14 protein-coding genes are annotated in these 18,121 nt (G+C 41.4%); 4 read left to right on the forward strand and 10 right to left on the reverse strand.

The features are described 5' to 3' along the window. Nucleotides 1-512 precede the first annotated feature (512 nt). Both G9G57_RS15610 and G9G57_RS26425 read right to left on the reverse strand, forming a co-directional pair. Nucleotides 513-815, reverse strand: a complete 303-nt coding sequence (locus tag G9G57_RS15610) for a hypothetical protein (RefSeq protein WP_164965173.1) — start codon at nt 813-815, stop codon at nt 513-515. Continuing rightward, nucleotides 816-1,043 carry a MerR family transcriptional regulator gene (locus tag G9G57_RS26425; protein WP_164965192.1) on the reverse strand — a complete coding sequence of 76 codons (228 nt, stop codon included), beginning with the start codon at nt 1,041-1,043 and terminating at the stop codon, nt 816-818. A gap of 524 nt (nt 1,044-1,567) precedes the next feature. Here G9G57_RS26425 and G9G57_RS15620 point away from each other — a divergent pair. Further along, nucleotides 1,568-2,734, forward strand: coding sequence for an LGFP repeat-containing protein (locus G9G57_RS15620; RefSeq protein WP_164965174.1), 1,167 nt, complete (start codon nt 1,568-1,570; stop codon nt 2,732-2,734). Nucleotides 2,735-3,107: 373 nt separating this feature from the next. Here the strand turns inward: G9G57_RS15620 and G9G57_RS15625 are convergent, their stop codons facing one another. From G9G57_RS15625 to G9G57_RS15640, 4 genes are all read right to left on the reverse strand, one after another. Beyond that, complete coding sequence (locus G9G57_RS15625) at nt 3,108-3,302, reverse strand: hypothetical protein (RefSeq protein WP_164965175.1); 195 nt, start codon at nt 3,300-3,302, stop codon at nt 3,108-3,110. 974 nt (nt 3,303-4,276) lie between these two features. Further along, entirely contained in the window at nt 4,277-5,266 is a 990-nt protein-coding gene (gene ahbB / locus G9G57_RS15630) for a siroheme decarboxylase subunit beta (protein WP_164965176.1), read from the reverse strand. Nucleotides 5,267-5,284: 18 nt separating this feature from the next. Then, nucleotides 5,285-6,286, reverse strand: a complete 1,002-nt coding sequence (locus G9G57_RS15635; protein WP_164965177.1) for a radical SAM/SPASM domain-containing protein — start codon at nt 6,284-6,286, stop codon at nt 5,285-5,287. A gap of 25 nt (nt 6,287-6,311) precedes the next feature. Next, on the reverse strand, nt 6,312-7,484 hold the full coding sequence (locus tag G9G57_RS15640; protein WP_164965178.1) for a radical SAM/SPASM domain-containing protein: 1,173 nt from the start codon (nt 7,482-7,484) through the stop codon (nt 6,312-6,314). A 547-nt stretch (nt 7,485-8,031) separates the two neighbouring features. On the opposite strand from G9G57_RS15640, the gene G9G57_RS25920 reads away from it, so the two are divergent. Together G9G57_RS25920 and G9G57_RS15650 are read left to right on the forward strand one after the other, a co-directional pair. Then, nucleotides 8,032-8,280: a hypothetical protein gene (locus G9G57_RS25920; RefSeq protein WP_238799300.1), complete on the forward strand. Its 249-nt coding sequence runs from the start codon at nt 8,032-8,034 to the stop codon at nt 8,278-8,280. A gap of 160 nt (nt 8,281-8,440) precedes the next feature. Continuing rightward, entirely contained in the window at nt 8,441-9,307 is an 867-nt protein-coding gene (locus tag G9G57_RS15650) for an ATP-dependent DNA ligase (protein WP_342365601.1), read from the forward strand. A gap of 44 nt (nt 9,308-9,351) precedes the next feature. Here the strand turns inward: G9G57_RS15650 and G9G57_RS15655 are convergent, their stop codons facing one another. Both G9G57_RS15655 and G9G57_RS15660 read right to left on the reverse strand, forming a co-directional pair. Then, complete coding sequence (locus tag G9G57_RS15655; RefSeq protein WP_238799301.1) at nt 9,352-10,395, reverse strand: fibronectin type III domain-containing protein; 1,044 nt, start codon at nt 10,393-10,395, stop codon at nt 9,352-9,354. A gap of 172 nt (nt 10,396-10,567) precedes the next feature. Continuing rightward, a complete protein-coding gene (locus G9G57_RS15660; protein WP_164965180.1) occupies nt 10,568-10,993 on the reverse strand; it encodes a NucA/NucB deoxyribonuclease domain-containing protein in 426 nt (141 codons plus the stop codon). 884 nt (nt 10,994-11,877) lie between these two features. Here G9G57_RS15660 and loaP point away from each other — a divergent pair. Further along, the gene (gene loaP, locus G9G57_RS15665) at nt 11,878-12,420 is read left to right on the forward strand and encodes an antiterminator LoaP (protein ID WP_044787454.1); all 543 of its coding nucleotides are present in this window, start codon (nt 11,878-11,880) and stop codon (nt 12,418-12,420) included. Between the two features lie 87 nt (nt 12,421-12,507). On the opposite strand, the gene uvrA is transcribed toward loaP, so the two are convergent. Together uvrA and G9G57_RS15675 are read right to left on the reverse strand one after the other, a co-directional pair. After that, a complete protein-coding gene (gene uvrA, locus G9G57_RS15670; protein WP_226888865.1) occupies nt 12,508-16,344 on the reverse strand; it encodes an excinuclease ABC subunit UvrA in 3,837 nt (1,278 codons plus the stop codon). An 86-nt stretch (nt 16,345-16,430) separates the two neighbouring features. Next, nucleotides 16,431-17,852: an MATE family efflux transporter gene (locus tag G9G57_RS15675; RefSeq protein ID WP_164965181.1), complete on the reverse strand. Its 1,422-nt coding sequence runs from the start codon at nt 17,850-17,852 to the stop codon at nt 16,431-16,433. Nucleotides 17,853-18,121 lie beyond the last annotated feature (269 nt).

Genomic DNA, 18,121 nt, shown 5'->3' on the forward strand with positions numbered 1-18,121 from the left:
CACTATTTCTGTTAATAAAATTTAAATTTTAAAATATAAAATGTATTAGTAAACAATTATTTCAACTTACATTAGTATAAAAAATATAAAAAACACCATCTTATCTCTTTAAAATAAGATGGTGTTTTTTTTGAATACTACTTTATTTGGCACTTTAGTCACCCTTTTTGATAAAGGGTGACTAGGAAGCTCTGTTATTTTATTATTTAGCTCTGTTTTTTACAATTTGATGCTCTTTAATAAACAGACTACAATGCTTTCATTTAATGAAAATGAATTCTATCTAAGTGTAAGGATAATTACAGCTAAAATCACAAATAATACTATTATCAAAAAAAGAACACAAGTTTTTAAGACCATTTTTGTCATTTTGTAAATGAATTCTTCTGTTAACTTCATTTTAATAGACCTCCAAAACCGAAGAGATCCTAGTCACTACAATAATATATCATACTTTGATAAAAATGTATATATTATTGTCCTTATCTTTAATCTACAAGGACTTCTGCAAATTACTCTGGTATTAGAGCATCTCTAAAACTCTGATTGTCCTGCATAAATTTTCTTTGGGCTAAAACTTTATTTATGATATTTATAAAATCATATGTCATTTTGGATTCAGCAAAGAATTTACCCTTAACAAGATCACCTTTTAGCTTATCTAAGTTGTTACTTGAAAATTTCCAAAGCAATCTTTCAAAAGAATCGGAAATTTCGATTTGTTCTCTACCGTTGACCTCAGTAATTTCATCTGACCTTAAAGTCATAACTACTTCACCCTGACGAGTTATTCTATAAGGATATTCTATGGGCATTTAGCTATTTCCCTCCTTATGTATGGAAGACAAACGTTCTTCTAGAAGAATTCTTCTTGCAGTGAGAGTTGGATCTCCTTTCCTTTTTAGTTCCGCAATTTCGAGCATACTGGTTAATGTCATTCCGGTAGCTTTAAGACGATTAATAAACTCGATCCAAGTTACGTCTTCAGAAGTAAAGCAACGATGTCCATGTTCATTACGATCAATGGAAGTTAGGAGACCTATTTGCTCATAATAAGAAGCGTATTGACACTAAGACTTGTAAGGGCAGCGACTTGTCGAATGGATAGTGAGTTATTCATAATCCCAGTATATCCTTTCGAGTAAACTCGAATGCAAAATTTTTTTTGGGCCAATTTTCATTAACACGAAAAAAGGTAGTTGATTGTTGGCCAGCTGCCTCCCTTTACATCCCCAAGAGCATTGTTGCAGTAAACTGCCCTTTAGTTCAGCTAAAAAAGACCGCCAAAGCAGTCAATCGTTTTTAAGTTCAATAGCATTTTTATTTTTATTCCTTTTCAAAATAGAAACCTGTCCCATTTTTCTTGTGGCACAAACCCTTGTTTGGCTGAACTATTTCCTTCCATATTTTATTCTTCTGCAGTTATAACAATAGTGACATCTATTTGGGGGAGTGCTCATGGACAATTTTCAAAACATAAACAGGCGAATACTCTATATAGTGAATTCACACGTCTACGGACACAACCAAGCGCTTTAAACATTAAGGAAGTGAAGGTGGTACATTTATGAATCGAGAAACATACAGAATTATCCCCTATTCCGGGTACAATTATCCTATAAATTCAATTAGACCAATTGGTCCAGATACACCCGTTGTACCGAGCCATCCCCCTTATATGATTTTCACGGAAGAAGATGCGATTAATCGTAAATATGATGAGCTTATTAGGAATGGTGTCCAAGGTTATCCTATTACACCGGTGTCTCCTACACAAGACGGTGGATTTTATCGACATTATCGAAGTCCTTATGGAGATTGGTCTATTTATTATCATCATAAAACTAATGCTCACTATATACAGGCTCCTTTTCGTGAGAAGTGGGCAAGTCTTGGGTGGGAAAGAAGCCCTCTTGGTTATCCTATTTCAGATTGTTGTTCCCGTTTACGTTTAGACTATAATGCTGGGTTTTATCAATATTTTCAGAATGGGATTATAACATATATAACAATGAACGGACAAAATACTATTGCTGCTGTGTGGGGCACAATTTGGAAGAGTTATAAAGAGTATACGATATTAGATTTTGGCTACCCTGTTTCCGATGAAAAACCGACTGCTAACGGACTTGGAGGGTACATTTATTTCCGACCTTTTAATGTTTCGGATAGCCTTCAAGATCGATTATTAATCTACAAAAAGGGTCATGATCGTGCCTACTCGGTATATCCAGGTATGAGGGCAAAGTGGCAAGAATTAGGCGGGGAATTAGGCTCACTTGGTTTTCCAATTAGTGAAGAAGAAGACCGACCTGGTTATAATGGAGGAACAATCCAACGGTTCGAAGGTGGTTCATTAATTTGGACTCCTAGCACAGGCACATATCTTGAAGGATCAACTACTCCGTCAGGTCCAAGTACACAACCACCACAGCCTACTCCACCTTCAATTAATCTGGAATTGAAATACGGTTCTTCGGGAGATAGTACTCAAAGATACCTGAAAATTTCAGGCTCGGGGTATAAAGCTAATGAAAATGTAAATATATTGATAAGTAAATTTGTAAATGATAAGTTTCAAAATCTTATCGAAAAACAAATCCAAGCGAACACTAATGGAGCCTTTTCATATGAACAATTAGCAGTCTGTGTTTGGGGAGTATCTACTAAATTTGTAGTAAGAGCTGATGGAGAAGTAAGCGGAAAGTCAAATGAGGATGGTGTTAGTTGCTAAATCATAATGATCATTTATCCTCCTATTAAAATTCGACAATCATATCATCAAAAAAGAACGATTATACATTTAATAATCGTTCTTTTAAACCATTCTCTTATTCAACTAATCTGCCGTTAGCTTAATGAAGTTCTCAGTCTAGAACTCAAACAAAAAAATTATTCACCCTTTTTGGTTACAGAATAGCTTTATGTGGTATAATGAATACATATAGAACGTATATTAAAAAAGCCACGATGGTGAAACATCGTGACTTTTACAAAGGCCGATGCGCGACCACGGCGATTTTCAAATCATGTGAATGAAAAACCACCGGATCAAGGGCCCAACCTATCGCCGGTGGTTTTTCTTGTCTTGCGCTTGTTTCCAGGCGTTAAGTATACTCAACTTCTCGCTTTCCTTCTTCTGTAAAAATGATCTGAGTTTTTTTCCCATCAGGATATTCTTTAATCATCTTTCCATTTTCCTCATAGACAGAAGGAACACCGTTTTTTTTGGCTTCTTGACGCGCTGATTCGGTCGCTCTTTTCAAAATATCTTTTAAGTCATTTGTAGAAATTCTGCTCACAAGACAACCTCCGAATCCCAAATATTTATCTTCTTATACATCAATTTTAACACGGTTATACACGGTTTATGGATTCAGGATAATGACTTGGGCAGTATTTGCCCGAGCTTGATATTTTCTTTCATTATTTTTTCTCTTTCAAAGAAAGCATGGTTCCTTCCTGTCTATTCATATGGTCTTTCGGTCTAATGTTCCGTCCGGATACCCTTGGACCATATTCATCTTCGTAAGACCCATAATCTCTCCTTTGCCCACTGAGCAATCTTATCCTGGTCCAAGTATACCACTGATTCCCTCTCTCATTTTCGGCAGCCTGAAGCACTCTACCGATCATCTTAGAAGCTTGTTCTCGATTGAGTAAGGCATCAGGCGGAAACTTTGTTTTGCTGAAGCCAATGCTGGCTGAACATCTAATGCGCGTACCACCATTGTTGCAAACTCCATTCTCGTGACACTACGATTGGGCTCAAATATTTCCGGCGTTGTACCACGAAGGGTTTCTGATCCTGAAGGTACCGGACCTCTTTTTTAGCATAGGAATTACCAATATCCTTAAAACCACTATTTCGAGTTGAACCTTCAGCACCATCCGAATGATCCTTTTTTGGAAGCCATTGTTGACGGCCCAACTACTGGTTGTACTTTGGATGACCCTCCAGTATCCCCGCCAATTTCATCTGAGCCCTCTTCTTTTTTAGCGTGTAAGCTTCGGTTCGCTTCGAATTTAAGCCTCATTTTCGGTCCATATAAGAACCTCATATTTGGTGTTAGTCGTAAGTCCTTCCTAGTGGAATTCTCGCGCCGTTCCCTTGTAGATTTCTTGGTTTTTGTAAGAAATAACGAAAATCTCATTCGGGCTTATTCCCATGTGTAATTAATAAAAATTTCTGCCCAGTCAAAGACGTTAACCTGTCAACACGAAAAACGGACGCAGTCCTTGAAGAGACGGCATCCGTGTGAATATAAGAAACGCTTTAGATCGAAAAGCTCGTTTTCTTCAGTTCTTCCGTGCTGAACAGAATATCGTAATCCTTGATGTCTTCGAGTCGAACAAATTGCTCCGCCACTTTCTGAACAGACGCTTCATCGGGTCCATGAATCATGGCGTATAAATTATACGGCCAATCGGGGTGCGTCCGGCGCTTGTAGCAGTGGCTGACTTCCGAATAATCGGCCAGCCTTTTTCCTGCCTCAGGTATATGCTCCTCAGGAAGTACGCAGATGAACAGGCCATTCGCTGAAAATCCCGCTTCCCTATGCTTTAGAATGGCTCCAATTCGTTTGAGTGCGCCTCCTGCCTGCAGCGCCTGCAAGCGAAGAAACACCTCTTCCAAGCTGCAACCTGTCTTATTGGCAATCTCGGTATACGGTTCAATTGACAACGGAAGATCTCCCTGCAGTTCGCGGATCAGCTGCAAATCCGTTATTTCTATTTTGCATGGTTCCTGTTTGGAAGTTGCGACTCCATTCAAGTTCGGGCTGGGTGTAATGGCTGATGCAACAGCCGTTTCTTCCATATTCAAGAAGACCTTTAGTTTGAATAATTGCTCGGAGGGAAGCTCATATAGCAGCGGCCCGCCCGCTGCTTCACGGATCGTTTCAAGAATAGACCCCCGTTCTTCCTCGGTCCGGGAAGTCAGCGTGAACCACATATTGAGCCTGCTGCGCCGGCGGTAGTTATGGGTTACGCCTCTATACCTGTTGACGACAGCAGCGGTCTGGTAAAAAAGCTCCTCCCTGACTGCCATCGCATACAAACAGCCTCTAAATCCCAGTCCCGCCGGATTAAACACCCCTCCGATCCGCCGGATGAATTCCTCTTTCTTCAGCCTTTCAAGCCTTTGAAGCACATCTTCCTGGCGCAATTCCAGTTCCTCCGCAATGGCATTCCAAGGGCGTCTGACCAGAGGAAGCCCGATTTGCAGCCGATTCAGCAGCTTCCGGTCGTTCGAATCCAGGTCCACTGTTCCCACCTCCCCAGCTTACAGCGCCGCCGATCTTTTGTAACACCACGGCTCTTCGGCCATGAAATTGCCGCCGCTGTAATAGTACGATCTCGCCCGGCAGCCGCCACAAATGCCCACATCAGGACAGGAGCCGCATTCTCCTTCATATTTCTTGAAGTCCCTTAAATCCCGAAACACCGGATTATCCCGCCATATTTTATCAAAAGGCTGCTCGCGAACATTTCCCACCTTGACCGGCAGGTACGGACAAATATGTACCTCGCCACTCGGCAGCACTGAACAATAGGAGACCCCGGCCAGACAACCGCGCGTGTACCGCATTTCCAGCCCCATGCTTTTGGCAAGCGGCATGAACTGGGGAGCGCAGGTCGGTTTGATTTCAAGGGATGTTGATTTCTGTTTGGACAGAACACTGCGCAAAACCGAGTAATACCGTTCCCGCTTCAGCCCGTCTTCTTCGATATGGACGGCCCGTCCGGTCGGGACGAGAAAGAACGGGTGCAGAGAGGACACATGAAGCTCCTCGGCAAGCTGGGCAACCTGCACGAAATCACCCATATTGCCCTCGGTCAGCGTCATGTTAATCTGCACTCTCAGCCCGGCTTCCTGGGCATAACGGATACCCTCCAATGCTTGCTGCCAGCCTTCCGGCGCATTCCTGAACCGGTTGTGATACTCAGGCGTGGCGCTGTCTATGCTGATCGCAATGCCTCCCAGCCCCGCTTTTTTCAGCTCCGCAGCTTTGGCGGCGGTCAGAAGCGTGCCGTTGCTGCCAAGTGCGGGACGAAGGCCGATAGACGAGGCATACGCGATCAATTCGCAGAGATCTTCACGGATCAAGGGCTCGCCGCCGCTGAATATGAGAAGCTTGAATCCGGCCTGCTTGATCTGATCCATGAGCCGGATGCCTTCCTCCGTGGTTAGCTGGTCTTCTACAGACGATGTCGGCCCCGAGTCGCGATAGCAGTGTTCGCAGTATAAATTGCATTTCTTGGTCACATTCCAGGAAACGAGCATGTGTATTCAGCCTTCCTTTCCAGTGTTATACGATTCCAACTTCACGGTCACTTAAATAACAGGATGGGTCCTCCGCCCAGAAATCACCACTTACCGAAGCCCGGGCCCGGAAATTCCCGTTACAGATATCCAGCCAATTGCATTCTCTGCAGCGTCCCTTTAGCAGCGGTTTACGGTCGCGCAGGCCGGCCATTAGCGGATGAGCGGCATCACGCCAAATCTCGCTGAATTTCTGCTTGCGGATATTGCCGATTTCGATATCTCTCGTGAACTGATCGGGATAGACGTTGCCGTGCCAATCCACGCAGCCGATGGCTATTCCGGAACGGTTGCCGCCGTTTCTCTGAAGCAAGCCAAGCAGTTCAGCCGCGCGCTCCGGGTCGCGCTCCATCATCCGCTGGTATAAGTAAACGCCATCCGCATGATTATCGACGGTGAGCAACTCCACCGGTTTGCCTTTGCCATGCAGGTCCATCGCTTTAGCCATAATCCGGTCAAGAGCATGCCGGGATTGTTCATGGGTAACATCCTCTTGCTGCAGGGCGCTCCCGCGGCCGGAATAGACGAGATGGTAGAAGCAGGCCCGAGGAATATTTTCCCGCTCGATCAAATCAAGGACTCCATCCAAGTCTTCATATGTATGTCTGCTGATCGTGAACCGGACCCCTACCTTCTGGCCGATGGCCAAGCAGTTTCGGATACCCTGAAGCGCTTGCTTAAAGGCTCCCTTTCGCCCGCGAAATTCATCATGGCGCTCTTCCAGCCCATCCAGGCTTACACCGACATATTTAACCCCTGCTTCTTTTAGCATCTTCGCTCTGTCCATGGTAATCAATGTGCCATTGGTCGATACTACCGGCCGAAGCCCTTTGCTTGACGCATAAGAAATCAGCTCATAAATATCTTTGCGGATCAGAGGCTCTCCACCGGAAAAAAGCAGTACCGGCACCTGGAAGACGGCCAGATTATCAATAAACACCTTAGCTTCCTCCGTCGACATTTCATCGGGATCATGGGCAGGACAGGCATTTGCATAACAATGTTTACAGATTAAGTTGCAAGCCCGTGTCGAATTCCATACGACGACAGGCCCTCTGCCCGTGGAAACGCCATGCGGTTTGTATCCCGGCTTAATGGTATAACGAAGGTCATCGCCTTCTCCCTTCATACCGGTAAGTAGTTTCGTTACATTAATCATTTCCGCTCCCTCATCTCCCTATAATTAGATACGTTCTCTTTATCTTAAAATAACTTGTGAGAATAAGGATATGCGCTATTATCTTGCTCTTGCGCCGCATTAATGCTAGGGTCTGCCGGGTCTGCAATAATAAAAAACGCCTGACGGCGTCTTATTAGAGCTTAAGCTTCCGAAGTAGCGATACGAGTATCGCTTTTAGGTACGTTTCTCGTAAGAATATAAGACCAAACGATAGGTACGAAGCCTAAAAAGTCTTATATTTCAAGAAAAAAAGAAAAAAACCGCAATGCTGCGGGCATCAAAAAGGTCGTGGCCGAAATGATTTTTTCTTACCGTTAGCCAGTTCTATGATCATAACGACAAGAACGAGCAATGAAATGAGCTAACTTTCCCGGGTCATGTACACAACGTCCATCATACTAAAGAAACAGCTGTAAAGTTGCAGAGAAATCCTCCGCAATGGACGCACCTATTTCAATAGTCTAATTACATTCAAATTATTATTACCCTTTTAATAATTTATCTTCTTTAATCGGAGCATTAGTCTGTGAAGCTTGAGTATGGTGAACCTATTCCAGAGCCCCAGGAGAAGACGAATACAGCGGTAAGTTTAACCTTCGCGTTCCCAAAAGTCTACATTATGGAGTTAGAAAAATTAATAGAAATACATCGCAGGAACATACAAGATAAATTACAAGTGGAACGGCCACGAACTGATGGCCAAAAGCAAATGGTGGTAGCGTTGTACATCGCCGAAGCTCTGAATCACCTTCGTAATAACCTGACGATGGAATAAGTCTTGGGATTAACGGAGATATATAGAGAGTATCGCCACGTAAGTCCAATGAAGTAATCGCATTAAAAAGCTCTGCCGACCAATTAAGGTTAGCAGGGCCTTTCCTCTCCAATACTTACCGCCTCACTACTGCGCAAATGAGCGTTATAATTAGTCTGAGGTGGTCTATTTGTTTATTTCTCCAATGTTACTTGCTACATCAGATACAGCATTTTCAGATCCTCTCTATATCTTTGAGCCAAAGATTGATGGACACCGGCTTATATTTTCGCAGCAAAATGGCACGATCCGTTTATATACAAGACACAACAATGATTGTACCCGGCAATATCCGGAGCTGCAGCTACCATTTGAGGACGACATCATCCTGGATGGTGAGATCGCCTGTGTTGACCCAGCAACAGGCATATCCGATTTTGAGTCAATAATGTCCAGGTTTCAGGCTAAGCGATCAGACAAGATACAGCGTCTAACAGTTTCCCTCCCTGTTTATTACGCCATATTTGATGTCTTACAGTATAAAGGCATAGACATGCGTAAACGGCCTCTAATGGAGCGTAAGGAACTGCTGTTTAAACTTCAACTTCCGTCCAGTTCATTCGGGATGGTTCCGTATGTTGAAGAAGCTGGCGTACCTTTATTTGAGCAGATTCAAGCACGGGATATGGAAGGCGTAGTAGCTAAACGGAAAGATAGTGTGTATGTAAGCCGCCGGTCAGCTGCGTGGCAGAAGGTGATTAGCTGGTCCTATGCTGACGTATTTATAACAGGTTATCGCAAAGAGGAATTCGGGTGGCTTGCAGGCGTACCGAATGAGAGTGGTAAAATTCGTCCGTCCGGTATCATTGAGTTGGGAGCAACGCCGACACATAAGAAGGCGTTTTATGGAGTGTCTAAACCATTGATAACTGGGGAGGATCGCGAGTATGTTTATGTGGAACCACGTATAAGGGCTCGCGTAAAGATGCGCAACTGGACTAAGGCGGGGCTTCTGCGGAGTCCGGTGTTCACTGAGTTTATAGTCTAAAAGGAAATCCCCCGCTAACCTTTTATTGGTCGGCGGGGATTTCTTTATTTAGAGTATTCACTTACTTCAAACGTTAAGATACGATCATACAGCATGTAGTCCTTGCGGCTGCTGAATGGCCCTTTATTATTATCGTGTTTATTTATGGCATATGAGGCCGATCCAGAACCAGCCTGTTTTCCTTCGTACCAGGAGATAAAGTCATTGACCTCTTTCATGCTTAGGTCGAATTCCTTTTCCAAACCAGTTGTCATGGTGACTACCAGAATGGCACGATTGCCCGTTGGCTGCTCAGGATCAGTTTGACCAACTCCACCTTGTGGAGTTGCTGAAGCTTCATTGGAGTATTCCGAATCTACACCATTTACTTTAGCACTTACAACAAAGTAGTATTTCGTTCCGTTGGTCAGGCCGGGGATAACGAAGTTTCCATATGCATCTTTTGTTGCTGTTGCGGTTTCAGTATATTTGCCGGATTCTGTTCCGTATTTTATTGTGTAGCTTTCTGCACTCTCTATTTGATCCCATTTTAAAGTAACCTGACTGTCTCCAGCTGTTGCTTTGAGATTAGTGGCAGTATTAACATCCAACAATTTTCCATTTTTATCAATATCGATTGCATCCAAATCATAGACACCGGAAAACTGTGGAACAGTAATTGTTACATTATGCCTTCCTTCTGGTAGTCCTGTTTTTTCAAATGTTAGATTTTGTCTTGAAAACGGTCCACTTTGAGAAAAAACTTCATTAATATTATCTATCGTAATCTGCACATTATTTGGCCTATCTGGATATCTTGTACCAATTAGTCTCAGTTTTGTTCCATAGAATGAGAACTTAATCTGCGCTCCTGATTGGCTCGTCCATTTTGAAGTGCTGTTGTATTCATCCCCAGAATAATCATCTACCCACGATCCAAGGTACTTAATACTCTTATTCCCATCATCATAACGTTCCCATCCTTCTTCTCGTTCAGCAAGCCTTTGTCCTACTGAAGCTGCGTAAGAACTTGAGTTAAAAAACGTGATCATTACAAACAAAAGAACTCCGAACAAAATACCAAATTTTTTTGTAAAACGAATACTCACAAATATTCCCCCTAAGTAATCTCTATGACAGATACTACGGTAATATATTCTTTAGAATGTGTCTAAACATAAACTTGCTTATCTATAAATATAATCTAAATATTTGCATATTTATTTTTTAATGGGCATTAAAAAGACTCTAGTGGCTGCTAACCAGTAGAGTCTCTCATCCTTATTTCACTATAAATCTTACCTTTGTTCCATCAGCATACTTATCTAACTGATGACTTACCCATGATCCTGCTCCCCGGTTATCACTAGGGGTTATGTATCTGATATCAGCCTCTGCGCCACCTTCTGCACACATTGCCATTGGCCATTCATCCCGGTCATATCCTTTCTTAGTTGGATAGCCCTTGAGTGATTCCTTCCTATTTTCCTCAGCTCCATCACGGTCGATCGTACATACAGCAGAATGCCCGGCTGCTATTGCATCTCTAATATGCGCCCCGGTTTCAGGGTAACGTGAACTAGGGAACTCCAACGTATACCCAACTGCTTGTTGGTTGATTGCTGTCGGTTCAGCATAGACGCCTTGAACGGAAAAAATAGCGGCTAGTAAAAATACAATTAATGCTTTTGCGATCCCTTTTATCATACGACACCTCCATAGTATTAATCTTCTCAATACTATACTGGGAGACATGTCGAAGTATCGCATATGTTGTCACATAATAAAAAAGAATCAAACCAGTTTTCTGACAGAGCTTATTGCTCCAAAAATTAAAAACTACCAATTATCATGTGAAATCTATTAAACAACCCTTTCTACTTTTTACCGTTTACGTTGTCTTATTACATTGATTGTGTCCTCAACAACAATAACCCCATACATACTCACTTTCATCGACTTCTATCTCTTCTCTTTCCCCGTTTTCATACTCACAAGTAAAAAAATAATCTTCTGAAGGTGAATCATTCTCTAACCTAATACTATCTCACTTCTCTTTCGCTATCCCTTTAGAAACTGAAGCATCCGCTATATTAACTTTCATTTTCCATTGTGACCAAGGAGTGCTACCAGAATCGGCTAGCACTAGTACCCAGATCTCCCCTTCCAGCATGTTCATACGGAAGGCCACGATATTCCTAGAATTTACATCGGTGTCCAAATTGAGATCGAGACTATTTCCTGAAGTCTCCTTGTCCAATATGAGCTTGAGGGTGTTCCCATCTTTACGAAAAAGTGAAAAGCCTCTTACGAAATCCATGTCAGTAAGGCTGAGTCTATCGTTTACATAACGGTATAGATTCTCATTCACTTTTTTAATGATTCCAATATGGTAAGCTACAGCATTTTCAAATTAACTAATTCATTTTCTAGCCACTTAATAGTCCCTTCCTTTTCGTCAATTGTGAGCTTAAGATCACTGATTTTATTTAAATTCAAACTTTTGTTTTAATGTTGCTTAATTGTATCTTTATCCCTTTTTGGCTTATAAACCTATAATTGGATATATACTGCCTAGGGAGGTCTATGTAATGCCATGGTACGCTCTATTTATCGAAAACGGTAAGGAAGAAATTGTTCAACGCTTTATTCGTATGTATTTTACTGAATCCAGCCTTATATCAATTGTTCCACGACGAAAGATACCAGAAAAAAAAGAGGGTATTATGGTTAATTCGTTGAGGTTGTTATTTCCGGGATATATTCTAATAAAAACAGACATGACAGAAGAAATATACTATACTTTAAATAAAATCCCATGTTTATACAAAATTGTTAGTCAAGGATGTCATTATTCAAAAAAAGAGGGCTTTCATCTTTCTACAATTTCTGATGCCGAAATAGACCTCATACAACAGTTGATAAACGAAAACGAAGTTATTGACTATTCCCAAATCTATGTAGAAGGTTCCAAAGTCACTGTTCAGTCGGGACCACTAACTGGCTTAGAGGCAATTATAAAGAAAATTGATAAACATAAAAAAAGGGCAAAAATCAGGCTTAATTTTATGAAAAGTGAACGGACTGTTGACGTTGGAATCGAAATTATATCTAACAATCCCAGATTTACATAATAACGTGTTATGCTAAAAAGAAAGGACGGTTCCCCATAGTTTTTCAAAAATTCAGGAGTACCGTCCTTAGAATGTTTATCTTGGAAATTACATATTGAACATCTTCTTTAAAGCCTGCCCGGTAAAGCTTTCTTCCACATGAATCAATTTGGCCGGCGGACATTGGGCAATAAGCACTCCTCCAGCTTTTCCTCCTTCTGGGCCTAAATCTACAATCCAATCGGCTGTCTTTATCACATCAAGATCGTGTTCAATTACAATTACAGTGTGGCCTTCAGTGGTGAGTCTGTGAAGAATATTCAGCAGATGCTGAATGTCGTTGAAGTGAAGCCCCGTCGTAGGCTCATCCAAGATATAAATCATATGCCCTTTTTTTACCTTGCTTAATTCCTTGGCCAGCTTTACCCTCTGTGCTTCTCCACCGCTTAATGTAGTAGCACTTTGGCCGAGCTTAATATAGTCAAGTCCAACATTTTGGAACGTTTGTAAAATGCGTATGACATCTTTGTTAGATTTAAAAAACTCCAATGCCTCTTTAACGTCCATTTCCAATACATCAGCTATGCTTTTACCATTGTGCTTAATGTCAAGAACTTCTGGCTTAAAACGGCGGCCTTTGCAATCGTTACATGTAATCCATACATCAGCTAGAAAGTGCATTTCAATTTTTACCTGTCCATGTCCTTGACATGCCTCACATCGTCCTCCTGGCGAGTTAAAACTGAAATACTCATATGAGATCTGCGCGTCTTGGGCTTGTTCCGTATTAGCAAAAATTTTTCGAATTTTATTAAATAAATCAGTGTATGTTGCAGGATTGGAACGCGGTGTCCTACCAATTGGGGATTGGGATACATTAATTACTTTATCGACCTTATCAAGCCCTATAATGCTTCGATAAGCTCCTGGACATGTGTCGCTCCCATTAAGCTTTTGCTCAAGTAACGGCTCCAGCGTTCCAGCAATCAGGCTACTTTTCCCACTACCACTAACACCTGTTACACAAGTCATACGACCCAAAGGAAATTGGACAGTAACATCCTTCAAATTATTGTGAGAGGCTCCCTCAAGAACAAGCCAATCTTGCGTATTATGATTAGTTTGGGCCTTGATTGGAGCCTCAACTTTCTTCATTCCACTCAAAAACTGACCGGTAACGGAAGCGGGGTCTATCATGACCTCCTCAGGTGTACCAAATGCTACTACCTTGCCACCCAGAATTCCCGCTTTGGGACCAATATCAATTAAATAATCAGCTTTTCGCATTATTTCTTCCTCATGCTCAACAACAAGTACGGTATTCCCTTGATCCCGCAAATTCAATAACGTGTGAAGGAGCTTATTGATGTCACGCGGATGGAGACCGATCGAAGGCTCATCCAGTACATAAAGCACTCCTGTCATTCCACTACTCAAATGACTGGCAAGTTTTACACGTTGGCCTTCTCCTCCTGATAAAGTTGGAGCTGTTCGATTCAGACTAAGATAATGGAGACCGACATTCATCAAAAAGGAAAGACGGTTGTATATTTCGACAAGCAACTCCTCGCCAATCTCCAGCATTGCTTCATCCAAGTGCTCATATACAACCTTTGTCCATCCCAACAATTCTCCAATTGAGGAGGAGCTTATCTCTGAAATAGTTTTACCTCCAAGCTGAACCGAACGTGCTTCCTTACACAATTTGGTCCCATCACAACTTGAGCATTTTTGGGAAGCCATAAATGCCCCGTATTTCTTTTTACCAAACTCTGATTCCGTTTCATAATAAAGCCGGGTAAGTTCAGGAACAAGACCCTTTATGGGTTTTTCTGTTTCTTTCATACCTAACGTGGACTGGACTTTAATTTTATCTTGTCCTGAGCCATAAAAAATGATCTGATGAAACCATTCGGGCAGTTCTTTCCAAGGTGTTTCAATATTTAGACCGTAGTGGGCATATATCACATCAAGCGGTCCTGTGGGCCATGTTGTTTTTTTTCCTTCTCGTAAGTTGCCAAACCACTTTAAAGCGCCGTCCAAGATACTTACATCAGGGTTATCTACAAGTAATTCGACGCTAATGTTCTGTTGGATTCCAAGACCGTTACAATCTGGACACATACCTAATGGTGAATTAAAACTGAAGTGCTGAGAACTCAATTCCGGAAAACTGGAATGGCAGTATGGGCAGATCATTTTTGTTGTAAAAAGAGCCTTGCATTCTTTTGCCTCTGCTGAAATTGTATGTTTACCTGCCTTCAAAATCTGCTGGATAGATAGCGTTAACTCTCCTATAAACGATTCCTTCTCTAAACCAACCAATGTATCAGCAGTAGTAAAACAATCCCCCACAACATCGACATTCCAATTGCTTACTGTCTGAGTTAAAACCACGTCGTCTAACAGCATCTGCTTTCCGTTTACCCGAAGTTGCTTAACTCCTTTTCGCTTCATTTCTTCAAGTTTATACTCTAGTTCACCGGAAAAGTTAATTAACACGGGCGCAAACAATTGAAATGTTTCTCCAGCAGAAAAATAGTCACATAATGCAACAGCAATATCATCAGGGCTTTGGGGATATATTTCCGAGTTGCATTTTAAACATTTACGTATCCCGACCCGGGAATATAGTAAACGAAGATAACTGGATATTTCTGTTATTGTCCCTACTGTAGATCGGGGATTGTTACTCAAAGTCTTTTGCTCAATTGCAATAGCGGGACTAAGTCCATCAATAGCATCAACCTTGGGTCTTTCGACTTTATCCATATATTTACGAACATAAGGAGAGAAGCCCAATACAAATCTTCGTTGTGCTTCGGCATATATGGTATCAAAAACTAATGAGGATTTACCACTACCACTTACCCCTGTAAAAACGACCATCCGATTTTTAGGTACATTCAGGTTCACATCTTTCAGATTATGATGCTTTGCACCCCTAATCACAATTTGGTCTGTAGTAACTTCTGGAGTAGTCCATTGCGAAGTATTAAAATGACGACGCTTTTGGTGTACAGGCTCCATGACTCTACAGTAAACATCATTTTCGGTTTTATGGGGTACCTCAACTTCACCCTGCAGGCCCAGTTTTGTCCGGACAGGGGATGACAGAAAGACATCCGTTTCAAAAAGAGAACGCAAGTCTTGGAACGTATTGCTCCCTCCCGATGTAACCTCGGCTATTTTTTGTAATTGAACAAAATCATCTTTATTCATATCCTTTTTTGACCGAAACCCCCACCAGTTATCCCAAGGAGATACTTCGTATTTATTCAGAGAAGCAAAATTACGAAGTAAATTTCCACGGATGAACCCCAGCCCCGTATGAAGCTGATATCCGAACAATCGGTCATCCATATCGTGGTCGCGACACCTGGTCCATACATCTTCAGAACGGAAAAACTTTTCTGGTGGTAAGTCTACAGGACTGAAGTCAATCCCTAAATGTCTTTGTAGCGTAGGGTCCAAGGATGCATCTGCCAGTACCCAACGTTCTTCTTTCTCCATCCAAAATTCACAAACCCAATGAGAGGGATAAAAATCATTACGATAAGCAGAAAAACCGCATAATACACGTGAAGGAATCTTTTGGTATCGAAGCATAGAGCATAACAATACATTAATATCTCGAGAGGTCACCATTAAACGATCTTGGACCTCTCTTGGTATATTCAAAGAATGAGAACAAAGTTCTTGAATCCTTTTTAGCATGTTGGAAACTGTTCGTAGCTCACGTTCTTTTTTTCGATTATACGTCCACTTCACTTCGTATTGCTCTGCATACTCATGGTTCAACGTAAGCCCTTGAACTATTTCACATAATTCATCCACTTGCTTGGGTAGATTTGTATAAAGCCATCTCTCCTTACCGGGGTCCGTTATTATTCCCTGTTCCTGATAATACTCTCTCATCTTCGTCATTGCTCGTGTATTTTCCATAAATCCTCCAAAGGTTTCGCTCATTTATATCATCATCTGTATAAATAGCATCCATCTCTATTTCATTATGTTATCCCAAATTCCACTTATTTCAGGGTCACAGATTCTATCAATACTTTAACTTGCTTAATATTTTTCAAATAGAAATAACACCACGCAAAAGAGATCACCATCATTATCAAGTTAATCCCTGCCATCCCAAAGAATATTCCTGTAGTCCCTTGCTTAAGCCAGTAGAACAATATATATGATAATGGAATTGTTAATAATCCCATACGTAAAATGTCCAAGATGAGTCCCGGCATAGCCCTCCCAGTAGCTTGAAACGAACTGGTTGCCACAATAGCTATTACAATCCCTATACACGAAACAGAAATGATATGAACCTGTTTCACAGCACCTGCAGCTACCTCTGGGATGCTGGTAAATAGAGGGAATAGGTGAGGGGCAAAAACGTTGTAAATGATCAAAAACACGCTGCATAATCCCACCGCTAATAATACGTTAGTTTTGAAAATACGTAATACACGATCCATGTTTCCGTTTCCATAATTTTGACCGATCATTGTTAAAGCTGCACTTCCGAAGCCATAACCAGCTAGAAGAAGGAATTCATCAAATCTACCTACGAGAATCCATGAGTTCATGGCATTTTCACTAATAGAACCAATTAAATTATTAAGAAAAGCACTCATGACGGATAGGGAGATCATACTTAAGGTCTGAGGAAACCCAACATAAATCACCTTTGAAATTAAGGTAAAATCCACTTTATTAGTCTTCCAGGAAACAGGGACAATCGACTTTTTTTTCAAGAATAACCCTACCACAAATAAAAACATGACAGTTATCGCTATCGTTGTTGCTAATGCAGCTCCAGAGACCCCCATACCAAAATAAAATATGAAGATAGGGTCCAAAATAATATTGAGCACTGTAGACAACATCAAAGCCATTCCATAATATTTGGACAATCCTTCACCTTGTAAGATGCCCAGGAGCGATTGACTGATGAGCATCATGCCAAGCCCCGGAAGTATCCAATGCAAATAACTCAAACCATTGTTAACTGCCTCTGTACTCATCTCGGTACCAGCCAAAAGCCGAACAATAGGCCCAGAAAATACATACAAAACTGATACTGTTAACAGAGCCAAGGCAATGGCAAGCCATACTCCCGAGTCTCCGGCCTTATGTATGACCTGTTGATTCTTTTCCCCGATCCCCCTTGACACAACGGAGTTCATACCTGTAAATAATCCGATGCTCAAGGCGAGGAAACACATGTGTATAGGGAAAACTAACCCGATTCCAGTCAATAATGTTGTAGATTCTTTATTAATCATAGAAACAAACATCGTATTAGTTAGGCTGTAACCTAATTGCAAAAGTTGTCCAATAATAATCGGTAGAGCAAGTTTGATTGAAATCGGAACAATCGGACCTTGTAAAATCTCATTTGATATACTGCTTCCCGTAGGATTGTCCCTTTTTTCACTAATACTCATACATCCCATCCCCATCCTTCATATTTTTGTAGTTAAACTACATTTTACCAGATGAAAAATTCATGATCAAGGAGGAATACCCAAAAAGAGGTAGTATAGCATTCTCAAAGTCATCCCTTGTGATCTTTTTTAATAGTTAACTTAATGGTAAGAACTTATCTACTTTCCGAAACGTCAAACCTAGAACCTTGCTTTGCAGAAACGTTCAACAAAAACGACTGATGCCGCTAAATTTAATACCCGGGAATAAAAACTAAACCTTATTGGAG

The organism is Paenibacillus sp. EKM211P (genome assembly GCF_011066175.1).
GTDB lineage: Bacteria > Bacillota > Bacilli > Paenibacillales > Paenibacillaceae > Paenibacillus > Paenibacillus polymyxa.

What these genes read in the sequence shown, in the direction of transcription:
- G9G57_RS15635 (WP_164965177.1), bottom strand. Translation starts at nt 6,286, where the DNA reads ATGCTCGTTTCCTGGAATGTGACCAAGAAATGCAATTTATACTGCGAA.
- G9G57_RS15620 (WP_164965174.1), top strand. Translation starts at nt 1,568, where the DNA reads ATGAATCGAGAAACATACAGAATTATCCCCTATTCCGGGTACAATTAT.
- G9G57_RS15660 (WP_164965180.1), bottom strand. Translation starts at nt 10,993, where the DNA reads ATGATAAAAGGGATCGCAAAAGCATTAATTGTATTTTTACTAGCCGCT.
- G9G57_RS15610 (WP_164965173.1), bottom strand. Translation starts at nt 815, where the DNA reads ATGCCCATAGAATATCCTTATAGAATAACTCGTCAGGGTGAAGTAGTT.
- uvrA (WP_226888865.1), bottom strand. Translation starts at nt 16,344, where the DNA reads ATGGAAAATACACGAGCAATGACGAAGATGAGAGAGTATTATCAGGAA.
- G9G57_RS15640 (WP_164965178.1), bottom strand. Translation starts at nt 7,484, where the DNA reads ATGATTAATGTAACGAAACTACTTACCGGTATGAAGGGAGAAGGCGAT.
- G9G57_RS15675 (WP_164965181.1), bottom strand. Translation starts at nt 17,852, where the DNA reads ATGAGTATTAGTGAAAAAAGGGACAATCCTACGGGAAGCAGTATATCA.
- loaP (WP_044787454.1), top strand. Translation starts at nt 11,878, where the DNA reads ATGCCATGGTACGCTCTATTTATCGAAAACGGTAAGGAAGAAATTGTT.